Raw genomic sequence first — 13,311 nt, 5'->3', positions numbered from 1 at the left:
CAGCTTATCCACATTGGGTAATCATGAGGGACAGAGAGACTTTTTTGAAAGGGGAGATACCCGATGTCTCAACAATCACTCGAAACCATTGAACTCGAGTTAGCGATCCTGATCCGGCGCTTAACGACGGCGACGGCAGACAATCGTAATTTGGACCGTGCTTCTTATCTCTTACTGCGACAATTAGCGGATTCCGGCAACGTCGGTGTTAAAACACTTGCCCGTGAACTTCAGCTCGATGTCTCGACCGTCAGTCGCCAAGCAGCGGCACTCGATCAGAAGCAACTCGTTGAAAAAGTAAAAGATCCGACAGATGGGCGAGCCTTTTTCTATCATATTACAGATAAAGGACAACAAGAACTCACCATCTACCGAACCGCACGTCTCGCAAGCATCGAACGTCTACTGACAGACTGGCCAGCGGATGATGCAGAAGATTTCGGACGCCTATTGCAACAATTCAATCGCGCCTTGCGCGAACGGTAATGGAATTACACCATAAAAAAAACGGACGCGAAATCGATTGATTTCGTGTCCGTTTTTTCGTCATCATTCATCACGTATGAGAAACCTGGCAAACCGAACGAATTTGCGCGATATGTTCCGGTGAAGTTCTACAACAACCGCCAATCAATCGTGCTCCAGCTTCATACCATGTCTTTGCGATGGCTTGGAACGACGTACACTGATTATTCGTACCTGACCATGTTTTTGCGACCGGATCATAGACCTCACCGGAGTTCGGATAGACGATGATTGGAACACTCGTCAACGTCTTGATGTGACGGATGAAGTCGGTCGCGTAGGATGCTGGAAAACAATTTGCGCCGATTGCTGCAAGTTGCGGATGCTGTCCGATCGTCTCGATGCACGTCGCAAGTGCCGTTCCTTCACTGATGTGCGTCGCATCTTGAAGCGAGAACGTCAGCCAAGCAGATACTTCCGGGAACGCTTCGAGAATCCCGAACAACACGACAGCTTCCTCAAGCGACGGAATCGTCTCGAATGCCAGCAGATCAGCCCCCGCTTCAATCAATGCTTCGATGCGCGGTCTGTGGAAGGCTTCTAGCACATCTGCTGACACACCATAATGACCGCGATACTCAGAACCATCTGCTAAGTAGGCACCATAAGGACCAACTGAACCCGCGATCAATGCGGCACTCTTTCCGCTACGCGTCCGTGCATCTTGCGCTAAGGTAACCGTTTGTCGAATTAACGCTTGTGCTTCCTCGGTCGTGATGTGACGTTGCTTGAATCCTTCGATATTTGCTTGATAGCTTGAGGTGATCGCAACATCGGCGCCCACTTCAAAGTAATCGTGATGGACACGCTCAATCTGTTCCGGTGCTTCGATTAAGAGGCGTGCTGACCAGAGTGGATCGTTCAGGTCGAATCCCTTTTGTTCGAGTTCAGTCGCAAGCGCACCATCTAAAATTAGGAAAGGAACTTCCTGTAATCGTTGATCAACTGGATTTTTGATTCGGGACATCTTCAACACTCCGTTTCTGAGAAGAATTCGTGAACGCATGAACGACATAACAGATCACGATGAATGGGATACCGCAATACAAGGCGACTCGTTGCGTCGGATCAAATCCGATACCAATCAGGGAAATCAAACAGACGACGAAAGCGGCGATCGGTATCAATGGAAAGAGTGGTGTACGATAGACCAATTCGTCGACCATATGCCCTTCGCGGAGGAATTGTTTCCGGAAGCGATACTGCGCAACGCTGATACTCATCCAGACGACGACGACAGCAAGACCGGAAATCGAGACGAGCGCGATATAGACACTTCCTGCTGCATAGATGCTAGAAAGCAAAGCAAGTCCTCCGCCAAGCATGCTGAACAATACAGCTCGAAGTGGAACCCCACTTGGTGTCACCTGGGCGAAGAAGCGCGGAATCATGCGTTCGTTCGCAAGCGACCAAAGCATCCGGGAGGCAGCGTAAAGCCCAGAGTTCGCTGCCGATAAGATCGCTGTCAGAATGACGAAGTTCATCACGTCTGCCGCATACGGAATCCCGATTCGTTCAAACACCGCAACGAATGGACTTTCGAGCACACCCTTCCCTTCCGTTGGCAATAAGACGGCTAATACGATGATCGTACCGACGAAAAAGAGGACGAGTCGCAAAATCGTTGTTCGGATCGCAAGCGGAATCGTCCGCTTCGGATCGACCGCTTCACCCGCTGCGACGCCGATCAATTCCGTTCCTGAGTAAGCAAAGTTCACGGCAAGCATCGTCATGAAGATCGCAAATGCCCCATTTGGAAACAATCCTCCTTCCGTTAAGGAAGAAAAGAATGGTGCCGGGCTACCATCTTGTAATGGGATGAAGCCAACGATCGCTCCCGCACCAAGTAAAATGAAAGCAATGATCGTTACGACCTTAATGGCGGAGAACCAAAACTCGACTTCAGCAAATACGCGGACCTTCAAGACGTTGATACCAAGGATCATCGCAGCGAATAATGCACTGAACACAAAGACTGGAATCGACGGGAACCAACGTTGCATTAAAATGCCTGCTGCCGTGAATTCTGAACCAAGGGCGACCGTCCACGTCAGCCAGTAGAGCCAGGCCACCGTATAACCGGTACCGGGTCCGATATACTTCGTTGCGTACTTATGGAATGATCCGGTTTCCGGCATGTGTACAGCGAGTTCGCCAAGACTTAACATGACTAAGTAGACGACGACGGCTCCGATTAAATACGACAAAATCGTTCCGACACGTCCCGCTTGTTCCAACGTATAACCTGTACTTAAAAATAATCCTGTTCCAATGACGCCTCCTAACGACAGCATGATCAGATGACGTGATTCCATCTTGCGTCGAAACGCTCCGCTCGTTTTCATGAATCCATTTCCTCCTCGTTCCCCCTATTTCAAACAAAAAACGCATCCTCACGGATGCGTCGGTCGACAATTCGGAAATCTTATCGATCGGGTGCAACACCCGCAGGAATTAGCACAGTATCTTTCGACCTGTTGCTGAGGTTTCATAGGGCCAGTCCCTCCACCTCTCTGGATAAGTATGTAATTGTTCCTAACCCTATCAAGTCTTTTCTGAATTGTCAATACAATTCAGAATACTCCTACCAAAAAACATTCCGTATCGTAATGACCCGGAATGTTAGAACACTTTATTTTTTTGCGAATAGATCCGCTGTTTTTAAGGCTGCCCGAACCGCTTTCCGGTTCAATGTTCCTTGCTGATGCTTCATTTTCTTCGTTTGAGCAGCAAGTTGTGCTTTGAGCGCCGCAATTTCTTGATCTTTTTGAGTCGTCGTTGTCTGTTTCTGCAATGCTTTGATTTTCTTATCTTTTTCGGCCAATTGCGCTTTTGCCTGTTTTTGCGCATCCGCGATCTTCTTCTCTTGTTCCGGGAAGAACCGTTCGAAACGGGCGACTGCTTCTTCGAGACTCACGCCAGAAATCGGTTGAACCGGTGGAAGTAGTTCCGCTTGCGCCATTTGACGGTCAAACGGCACATTCTCAGGATAATTCGTCTCTTGGTAAATGTGTTCAAGATCATTCACGTTCAAGAAATCAACGAAGTTGTCGAAGTTACGTGCTTGAACACGTGCCGGACTTTGGAAATCAGCATTGGCTACGACGTCGGATAATTGTGTATCCGCTTTGATGTCGTTCGCCCAAATATGCGTCAACTGATGATAATCCGTTAGTTCGCGCATTCGTGCATCCTTTGGAATGAGGATACTCGGCGTACCCGCAAGCGTTGCTGTGATATTTCCATGCAAGCGCGCACCAAAACTGAGGTCTGCCTGCCCGATGAAATCGAACCATGTTTGTGCGTTCAAGAAGAAACGAACACGATCGTTCATGTAAGCAGGATCCGACATCTTCACCGGATAGTTCGTCACGGACAAATCTGCGATCGGATGCGTTCCTGTATACGTCAATTTCAGTTCCTTCATCCATTGGGGAATGAAGTAATGATTCGGATACTCTTCCATTCCGCGCGTAATGAAATCAAGAACATTTTGTGGTGCTAAACGTGACGAGTTGACCGTAATCATCGACTCGGGCGTAATGTTCGTTTCACGAATATGTAAGTCGCGACCAAACGCGTACATCGAAGGACATCCGATGACACGATGATCAATGCCTTCGCGAAAACCAAGACGCGTCAAGTATTTCGACGTGATTTCCCCACGAAGACCAAGCATGCTTGAGCGCTCAAGTACAGCGCTGACGAATGCTTTGACATCTTCATCGAATGGGAATCCACCGTCTAGATCTGGTTCAAACGGTGCACGTAAGCCTACACCGATGACGACGACTGGAATTTTTAATTTCTTGATAAGGCGGGTGTACTTCCGCAACGTCGGTACGAATTCTTTTCGGAATGCGTCCGCTAACGGAATGACGTAGAGATCGAAGTTGGCATTGATTTCGTCCGCCCGTTCTTCATCGTAATAGTAATAGTCCGGTGTAATCGTCGTTCCTTCTGTCATCAACGTCCGAAAGATACTGTATTGATAAATGAGATTTCCAACGTTTCCTCCAATGGAATTATGTTTCATCAAATAAGGAGCATCGAACTGTTCGAATGGTGTCATACCTGCACGAATAATAATACGTTTCATAATGGATAAACTTCCCCTCTCGTCTGCTTCATTCGTCCTTGCAAGAAAAAATGCGGAAAAATATATTATCACTTTTTTTCAATCTCATTAACAATAGATGAACTTTATTTCGGAAGTCAACGATTCTTAGGGGAAACAGGTCTTTCGTCATCAAAACGAAACATTTGTACCACTCCATTATTTTTCTAAAATAGAAAAATGCAACTATTTAATCGTTCCAAGATACATGCGTAAGTTTGCTTCGACTAATTTTAAAGCTCTGAACCGTTCTGTCGAAGTGGGTTTTAACAAGGCGCTGAAAAAATGTTCCACTTCGACTGGCTGACCTTTTTCCATATCGCGCAACATCGACGATTTCATCGTATCTTCCATCGCATCCATCTGCTTCAATAGCACCGTTTCTGTATCGTCATTGAAGACCGCGCCCTGTTCTTCCATCGCCTGTTTCGCTTCGTTCATGACGTCTACAATCATCTGACGCCCGACAGCTTCTTCCCGAATCGAACCGATCGCTGAACGAAATAGTGTCGTCACACCCGCAAATGTCGAAATAAAAAGATACTTTTGCCACATGTCATCCATGATATGCATCGAGTACGCCATCGGTGCCTTCGCTTTCGCAAAACGTGTTGCGATCTCCTGCAAACGAGCTGTTGGTTTGCCGGTTCGTGAGCCAAACAACAGTCGATGTGACGGACTCGTCTGTAAAATGCGTCCTTCTGCATCAAGCGTCGATTCAATGAAGCAAAGACCGCCCAGTACACGCTCTTCTCCAAAGACTTCTGTTAACCGACGAATATGTTGCATGCCATTCAATAAAGGAATGATATACGTCTCGTTCGAAACGAATGGCGTAAGATCCTTTAAGACATCATCTAAGTGATAGGCTTTCGTCGAAAGCAAGATGACATCAAATGCACGATCCGGTCGCATGTCTCGTGTCACTAACTGAGGCGTGATCGTGATATCGCCATGAGGACTAGTGATCTGTAGACCTGTTTTTTGTAATTGTTCATATCGCTTCGGACGGACGAGAAAGGTCACCTGTTCACCTTGCTCCGCAAGACGGCCCCCGAAATAACCTCCGACTGCTCCTGCACCTACAACTAAAATATTCATATGTACTATCTCCTCCTTACCCGTTCTGATTATTGATTACTCCTTCACCCTAACATATTTGGAATCGATTTCCTGATTGCCAGTTGAATCGTTAAGATTTAAGTGAAGCGTTTGCATTTTAGAAAAAAACGTATATACTAACTTGTATACAAGTATACTCACTCTAGAAATTAGGTGATTTTATGTCAGAACTGTTATACCCCTTGAAGTGGTTGTCAAAAGCTTCTGCCGGAGATCGTGTCGCGCACGAACTACGAATGCGGATCATTTCAGGAAAAAATGAAAGCGGTACCATTTTATCCGAAAACAAAATAGCCTCTGATTTTTCAGTCAGTCGCTCACCTGTCCGTGACGCGTTAAAGGTGCTTGCAGCCGAACAGTTGATTCGTCTCGAACGAATGGGGGCGGTCGTCGTCGGTTTATCCGAGCGCGACATTCAAGAAATCTATGATGTCCGGCTACTTATCGAAACGTTCGTCTTCGAGCGACTTGTTAAGGTCGAACGGGCAGAACTCGTCCGGGAACTCAGTAAGATTCTCGAAATGATGAAGGTTGCCATCAAATACAAGGATGCCGATGAATTCTCCTTCCAGGATGTACTGTTTCATGAAACAATCATCCGCTCGATTGATCATGGATATGTCAGCATGATTTGGCAAAATCTCAAACCAGTCATGGAAAGTTTCATCCTCCTATCGATGCGGGTACGATTCGAGGAAGACATCGAAGACTTTGAACGCATCCTCGCGAACCATGCTTTGTATATCGAAGCGATCGAGACAGGAGATCGTGAACGGATGGTTGCTTCCTTACATCAGAACTTTGATGATGTTCAGGAAGTCGAAGATCTCTGGAAAACGCAACAAATGATGTCGAAAGGAGTCGATTCACATGACTGAATACATGTTAGGCGTCGATATCGGAACGACGAGTACGAAAGCAGTCTTATTTACGACAAAAGGAGAGGTCATCGGACAAACGAACGTCGGTTACCCACTCCACACACCAAACCGTTCGACGGCGGAACAGGATCCGGAAGAAATTTTTGATGCCGTACTCGAATCCATCCGATTGATCACGAAACGTCATCCGAGCATGCCACCGAAGTTCGTCGCGTTCAGTAGTGCCATGCACAGTTTGATTGCGATGGACGCACAACATCAACCGTTGACTGCCTGCATCACATGGGCGGACAGTCGGAGTGAAGCATGGTCGAACAAGATTAAGGAACAATATGGTCTCTCGATCTATCACCGGACCGGGACACCGATTCATCCGATGTCACCGCTTAGCAAAATCAGTTGGCTCGTCGAAGATCGTCCGGAGCTCCACGCTCAAACGAAAAAGTATGTCGGGATCAAGGAGTTCGTGTTCCAAAGACTGTTCGGAACATATGTCATCGACCACTCTCTCGCTTCAGCAACTGGTCTCTTTAATATTCATGAATTAGGTTGGGATACGGGCGCACTGCATGTCGCGGGTATCGATGCAAGCTATTTATCGGAACCCGTACCGACAACGACGTCATGTACCGGACTCAATACTGATTACGCACGACAAATGGGACTATCCGTCGATACGCCGTTCTTAGTCGGCGCCAGTGACGGTGTCCTCTCCAATTTAGGTGTCAACGCGATTCGCAAAGGGGAAATCGCGATCACGATCGGAACGAGCGGTGCCATCCGAACGATCATTGATCGTCCACAGACGGATGAAAAAGGACGAACGTTCTGTTACGCACTGACCGAGGACCACTGGGTCATCGGCGGCCCCGTCAATAACGGTGGAATGGTCTTACGGTGGATTCGAGACGAACTCGCTTCAGCAGAAGTCGAGACAGCAAAACGCCTCGGCATCGATCCGTATGCTGTCCTGACGAAGATTGCCGAACGCGTCCGCCCGGGGTCCGACGGTCTGTTGTTCCATCCTTACTTGTCCGGTGAACGAGCACCGCTATGGAATCCGGACGTCAGCGGTTCATTCTTCGGTTTGACGCTCTCACACAAAAAAGAGCATATGATCCGGGCGGCACTAGAAGGCGTCATCTACAATCTGTATACCGTCTTCCTCGCACTCGTCGAATGCATGGATGGTCCTGTGACGCGGATTCAGGCAACCGGTGGGTTTGCCCGGTCCGAAGTCTGGCGCCAAATGATGGCGGACATCTTTGAATCAGAAGTCGTCATTCCGGAAAGTTTTGAAAGTTCATGTCTTGGTGCTTGTATTCTCGGACTGTATGCGACAGGGGAAGTCGATTCGTTCGAAGTCGTCTCTGAGATGATCGGGGAAACGCATCGCCATGTACCAAATGAAGAAGCGATGCATGAATATCGTCAGCTCTTACCAATTTTCATTAGTCTAGCGCGGACATTGTCTGAAGATCACAAACGAATCGCTACGTATCAACGGAGCTTGATTCAAGAAGAAAACTAACTTAATCTTTTGGGGGAAGTCATCATGCCTTTAGTCATCGTAGGAATTGGGATCGTCGCGTTGCTCGTTCTCATCATGGGGTTGAAATTAAATACGTTCGTCTCACTCATCATCGTTTCCTTTGGCGTTGCACTACTACTCGGCATGCCGCTCGATCAAATCGTCAAGACGATCGAAGCCGGTATCGGAGGAACGCTTGGTCACTTGGCACTGATCTTTGGTCTCGGTGCGATGCTTGGAAAGCTGATTGCTGACGCCGGGGGGGCGCAGCGAATCGCGATGACGCTTGTCGCCCGATTCGGGGAAAAGAACATCCAGTGGGCAGTCGTCGTCGCTTCGTTCATCATCGGGATCGCCCTCTTCTTCGAAGTCGGACTCGTTTTGTTGATTCCAATCGTCTTTGCGATTTCACGTCAACTTCGTGTCTCGATTCTATATCTCGGGATCCCGATGGTCGCTGCCCTATCCGTCACGCACGGCTTCTTACCACCTCACCCGGGTCCGACCGTCATCGCTGGGGAGTATAAAGCCAATATCGGGGAAGTCTTATTGTATGGTTTCATCGTTGCTGTTCCGACAGTCATCATCGCTGGTCCTGTTTTTACGAAGATCGCGAAACGCCTCGTACCTGAATCGTTTACACGCACAGGAAACATCGCGTCACTCGGGGAACAAAAAGAATTTGATTTAGACGAGACGCCAGGTTTCGGTATTAGTGTCTTCACTGCGATGCTACCGGTCCTCTTGATGTCGGTCGCAACGATCTTCACGCTTTTACAAGAAACACTCGGCTTGAGTGAGAATAGCGTTATCTCGGCGATCGAGTTCATCGGGAACGCCTCGACGGCGATGTTGATTTCGTTACTCGTCGCGGTCTACACGATGGGGATCGCCCGTAAGATTCCGATGCAAACGGTCATGGAATCTTGTACGACGGCCATCGCCCAAATCGGGATGATGCTATTGATCATCGGTGGTGGCGGTGCCTTCAAACAAGTCTTGATTGACGGCGGCGTCGGTACATTCGTCGCACAATTATTTGAAGGATCGGCGTTATCTCCGATTCTGCTCGCTTGGTTGATCGCTGCGATTCTGCGAATCTCACTTGGTTCTGCGACAGTCGCTGCCCTTTCGACAGCAGGTCTCGTCATTCCGTTACTGGAGCAATCTGACGTCAACTTAGCGCTCGTCGTCCTTGCGACTGGTGCGGGTAGTCTAATCGCTTCACACGTCAATGATGCGGGCTTCTGGATGTTTAAAGAATATTTCGGTTTATCATTAAAAGAAACGTTTGCGACATGGACTGTGCTTGAGACGATCATTTCCGTTTGTGGACTTGGGTTCGTTCTTCTCCTCAGCCTCGTCGTCTAAGAAAAGGAGTCGTTCTACTTATGCAACATTCTATCGGAGTCATCGGGCTTGGCGTCATGGGACGCAACTTAGCACTGAATATGGCGAGTCATCAAGAAGAAGTCGCCATCTATAACTACACACGTGATTTAACGGATGATCTCGTCGCACACGATGAGGGATTACCACTTCATCCGTACTACGATATCGAAGCATTCGTACAGTCACTCGCCCGTCCGCGTAAAATCTTCATGATGGTCACGGCCGGCAGCGCGATTGATTCAGTCATCGAATCGTTACTTCCACATCTCGAAACAGGCGACATCATCATGGATGGTGGGAATTCCCACTTCCTTGATACGGAACGTCGCTTCGACGAACTCCAACGACACGGCATCGAATACATCGGCGTCGGTGTATCGGGTGGTGAAGTCGGTGCACGAACCGGTCCTGCGATCATGCCGGGTGGATCGAAAGAAGCCTACGAACATGTCGCACCGATCTTGACGAAGATCGCCGCTCATGTCGAAGGCGATCCATGTTGTGTCTATATCGGTCCGAAGGGCGCTGGTCACTTCGTCAAGATGGTCCATAACGGGATCGAGTACGCTGACATGCAATTGATCGCTGAAGCTTACAGCTTCCTTCGTTTCCGTCTAGGACTCGACGTGACGGAAGTCGCGGACATCTTCGTCGAGTGGAACGCAGGCGAACTGAAAAGTTACCTGATTGAGATCACAGCGGACATTCTCCGGAAAACGGATGACGAGACAGGGAAACCGTTGATCGATGTCATTCTCGATCAAGCCGGTCAAAAAGGAACCGGAAAATGGACAAGCTTACAAGCAATTGATAATGGAATCGCCTCTTCAATCATTACAGAAGCTCTGTTCGCGCGTTACCTTTCAGCTGTTAAAGAAGAACGCGTCGCAGCGTCTGCTGTTCTGAAGGGACCAGAAGACTTGTCATCGCTTGAGCGGGACGCGTGGATCGAACGGATTCGTCAAGCGCTTTATATGGGGAAAGTCGCCGCATACGCGCAAGGCTTTACCCAGTACCGGACATCGTCTGAACTATACGACTGGAACTTACGCCTTGAAGAAATCGCCTTGATTTTCCGTGGTGGATGTATCATCCGGGCCGACTTCTTGAATGTCATCAGTGAAGCGTTCAAAAACGACGCGAACCTCTCGAACTTAATGCTCGCCCCATTCTTCGCTGAGAAAGTACAGGCGTATCAAGAATCGTTACGCCACGTCGTTGCCGAGGGTGCGTTATCTGGTTTTGCGCTCCCATGTCTATCGACGTCGTTGACGTATTATGATAGCTACCGGACAGCAAACTCGAATGCCAACATGTTGCAAGCCCAACGCGATTATTTCGGTGCGCATACGTATGCCCGGACAGACCGCGAAGGGATCTTCCACACGGACTGGCAATAAAGAATACAGCTCCCGACTCCTGTTTCATTTAGGAGTCGGGATTTCATTTTTTGTTCACACAATTTTTCCTGAAATAAGAAATTGCCGATTATACCTTGACAAAAGTGTTGGTCTATATGAAATTAGTATTAGATTAGAATTATTCTAGTGTGATAAATACAGATTATCTGTATGCACTAGAACAGATTCTAAAAATAGAACCCTTGAGGAGGATTTTTATCATGTCTTTAATCGGAAGTGAAGTAAAACCATTCAGTGCATCAGCATTCCACAACGGAGAATTCGTTGACCTAACGGATGCCAACCTTCGCGGTAAATGGAGTGTCGTATGTTTCTACCCTGCAGACTTTACATTCGTTTGCCCGACAGAACTCGAAGATCTCCAAAACCAATACGCAACACTCAAAGCGCTTGACGTTGAAGTTTACTCTGTTTCAACAGATACGCATTTCACACATAAAGCATGGCACGAAACGTCAGAAACAATCGGTAAAATCGAGTACGTCATGATCGGCGACCCATCACACGTCATCTCACGTAACTTCGAAGTCTTGAACGAACAAGATGGTCTTGCTGACCGCGGTACGTTCATCATCGACCCAGACGGCGTCATCCAAACAGTTGAGATCAACGCAGGCGGCATCGGTCGTGATGCGAGCACGCTCGTCAACAAAATCAAAGCAGCACAATATGTACGTAATAATCCAGGCGAAGTCTGCCCAGCGAAATGGGAAGAAGGCTCTGCAACACTCACACCAAGCCTTGACCTCGTCGGAAAAATTTAAGGAGCGGATTCGCGATGGCTTTAGCACCAGACATTAAAGCACAACTCGCGCAATACCTCGAGCTTCTCGAAGGCGATCTCGTCCTAGCCGTTAGTGCTGGGACAGACGCCGTCTCGCTTGAGATGAGCGCACTCGTCGAAGAGATCGCAAGCATGACACCACGTATCTCCGTCGAGCAGGCAAGCCTTCCCCGGACACCAAGTTTCACAGTCAACCGTGTCGGTGAGACAAGCGGCATCACGTTCGCGGGAATTCCACTCGGTCATGAGTTCACGTCCCTCGTCCTCGCACTGCTCCAAGTCAGCGGTCGAGCACCGAAGGTCGACGCAGATGTCATCAAGCAGATTCAAGGCATTCAAGAAACGTACCACTTCGAGTCGTACATCAGCTTGAGCTGCCACAACTGCCCGGATGTCGTACAAGCGTTGAACGTCATGAGTGTCCTCAACCCGAACATCAGTCACACGATGATTGATGGTGCGGCATTTAAGGAAGAAGTCGAACAAAAAGAGATCATGGCTGTTCCAACGGTCTTCGTCAACGGCGAAGCATTCGGTAACGGACGGATGTCACTTGAAGAAATCTTAGCGAAGCTTGGCACAGGTGCCGATGCTTCTGATTTCGCTGATAAAGATCCATACGATGTTCTCGTTGTCGGTGGTGGTCCAGCTGGATCGAGTGCTGCCATCTATGCAGCCCGTAAAGGCATCCGGACAGGAATCGTCGCAGAACGCTTCGGTGGACAAGTCATGGATACGATGAGCATTGAGAACTTCATCAGCATGAAGTACACGGAAGGACCAAAACTCGTCGCAAGTCTTGAGGAGCACGTTAAGGAATATGGCATCGACGTCATGAACCTGCAACGAGCAACGCGCCTTGAGAAGAAGGACCTCCTTGAGCTTGAGCTCGAGAACGGTGCCGTCTTGAAAACGAAGAGTTTGATCCTTTCAACAGGTGCACGCTGGCGGAACGTTGGTGTCCCAGGCGAACTCGAATTCAAGAACAAAGGCGTCGCGTACTGCCCACACTGTGACGGTCCATTGTTCGAAGGAAAACGTGTCGCGGTCATCGGTGGCGGAAACTCAGGGATCGAAGCAGCCATCGATCTCGCGGGAATCGTCAAGCATGTCACGGTCCTTGAATTCGCACCGGAACTAAAAGCGGATGCTGTTCTTCAAGAACGCCTCGCTTCTCTTCCGAACGTCACGGTCGTCGTCAACGCACAGACGAAGGAAATCACAGGAACGGATAAAGTAAACGGGATCACGTATATCGAGCGCGAAACGAACGTCGAACGTCACGTTGAGCTCGAAGGTGTCTTCGTCCAAATCGGTCTCGTACCAAACACGGACTGGCTCGGTGAAACGGTGAGCCGTAACAAGTTCGGTGAAGTCCAAGTCGATCGCCACGGCGCAACGAACGTACCAGGCGTTTTCGCTGCAGGCGACTGCACGGATAGCGCGTATAAACAGATCATCATCTCGATGGGATCTGGTGCAACAGCTGCACTCGGTGCTTTCGATCACTTGATCCGGAATTAAACGAAAAGAGCGGA

Annotated in this window: 11 protein-coding genes and 1 riboswitch; of the genes, 7 read left to right on the top strand and 4 right to left on the bottom strand. The window is 48.7% G+C overall.

Features of this window, described 5'->3' with window-relative positions:
• Positions 1–63 precede the first annotated feature (63 nt).
• Positions 64–486 (top strand): MarR family winged helix-turn-helix transcriptional regulator, encoded by a 423-nt coding sequence (locus HZS85_RS13985; protein ID WP_035411811.1) that lies wholly within the window; start codon positions 64–66, stop codon positions 484–486.
• Positions 487–556: 70 nt separating this feature from the next.
• On the opposite strand, the gene mmuM is transcribed toward HZS85_RS13985, so the two are convergent.
• The 4 genes from mmuM to HZS85_RS13965 form a co-directional block, all read right to left on the bottom strand.
• The gene (mmuM, locus tag HZS85_RS13980; protein WP_214856570.1) at positions 557–1,492 is read right to left on the bottom strand and encodes a homocysteine S-methyltransferase; all 936 of its coding nucleotides are present in this window, start codon (positions 1,490–1,492) and stop codon (positions 557–559) included.
• The gene (locus tag HZS85_RS13975) at positions 1,467–2,870 is read right to left on the bottom strand and encodes an amino acid permease (protein WP_214856569.1); all 1,404 of its coding nucleotides are present in this window, start codon (positions 2,868–2,870) and stop codon (positions 1,467–1,469) included. Before HZS85_RS13975 ends, mmuM begins: the two co-directional genes overlap by 26 nt.
• 77 nt (positions 2,871–2,947) lie before the next feature.
• Positions 2,948–3,049, bottom strand: a riboswitch (SAM riboswitch).
• A gap of 108 nt (positions 3,050–3,157) precedes the next feature.
• Positions 3,158–4,624 (bottom strand): polysaccharide pyruvyl transferase family protein, encoded by a 1,467-nt coding sequence (locus tag HZS85_RS13970; protein WP_214856568.1) that lies wholly within the window; start codon positions 4,622–4,624, stop codon positions 3,158–3,160.
• Positions 4,625–4,828: 204 nt separating this feature from the next.
• Entirely contained in the window at positions 4,829–5,743 is a 915-nt protein-coding gene (locus tag HZS85_RS13965; RefSeq protein ID WP_214856567.1) for a ketopantoate reductase family protein, read from the bottom strand.
• Positions 5,744–5,925: 182 nt separating this feature from the next.
• Between HZS85_RS13965 and HZS85_RS13960 the strand changes: the two genes are divergently transcribed.
• The 6 genes from HZS85_RS13960 to ahpF all read left to right on the top strand — a co-directional run bounded on the left by HZS85_RS13960 (position 5,926) and on the right by ahpF (position 13,297).
• Positions 5,926–6,642, top strand: coding sequence for a GntR family transcriptional regulator (locus HZS85_RS13960; RefSeq protein WP_214856566.1), 717 nt, complete (start codon positions 5,926–5,928; stop codon positions 6,640–6,642).
• Positions 6,635–8,176 carry a gluconokinase gene (gene gntK, locus HZS85_RS13955; protein WP_214856564.1) on the top strand — a complete coding sequence of 514 codons (1,542 nt, stop codon included), beginning with the start codon at positions 6,635–6,637 and terminating at the stop codon, positions 8,174–8,176. Before HZS85_RS13960 ends, gntK begins: the two co-directional genes overlap by 8 nt.
• 24 nt (positions 8,177–8,200) lie before the next feature.
• Positions 8,201–9,547 (top strand): GntP family permease, encoded by a 1,347-nt coding sequence (locus HZS85_RS13950; protein ID WP_214856563.1) that lies wholly within the window; start codon positions 8,201–8,203, stop codon positions 9,545–9,547.
• A gap of 20 nt (positions 9,548–9,567) precedes the next feature.
• Positions 9,568–10,968 (top strand): decarboxylating NADP(+)-dependent phosphogluconate dehydrogenase, encoded by a 1,401-nt coding sequence (gene gnd, locus HZS85_RS13945; RefSeq protein ID WP_214856562.1) that lies wholly within the window; start codon positions 9,568–9,570, stop codon positions 10,966–10,968.
• A 221-nt stretch (positions 10,969–11,189) separates the two neighbouring features.
• On the top strand, positions 11,190–11,753 hold the full coding sequence (gene ahpC / locus HZS85_RS13940; protein WP_012371860.1) for an alkyl hydroperoxide reductase subunit C: 564 nt from the start codon (positions 11,190–11,192) through the stop codon (positions 11,751–11,753).
• Positions 11,754–11,767: 14 nt separating this feature from the next.
• On the top strand, positions 11,768–13,297 hold the full coding sequence (gene ahpF / locus HZS85_RS13935; RefSeq protein WP_149428068.1) for an alkyl hydroperoxide reductase subunit F: 1,530 nt from the start codon (positions 11,768–11,770) through the stop codon (positions 13,295–13,297).
• Positions 13,298–13,311: the final 14 nt, after the last annotated feature.

Source organism: Exiguobacterium sp. s130 (assembly GCF_018619055.1).
GTDB lineage: Bacteria > Bacillota > Bacilli > Exiguobacteriales > Exiguobacteriaceae > Exiguobacterium_A.
The sequence above is the reverse complement of the archived record's forward strand: the minus strand, read 5'-3'. Positions and strand labels throughout refer to the sequence as shown.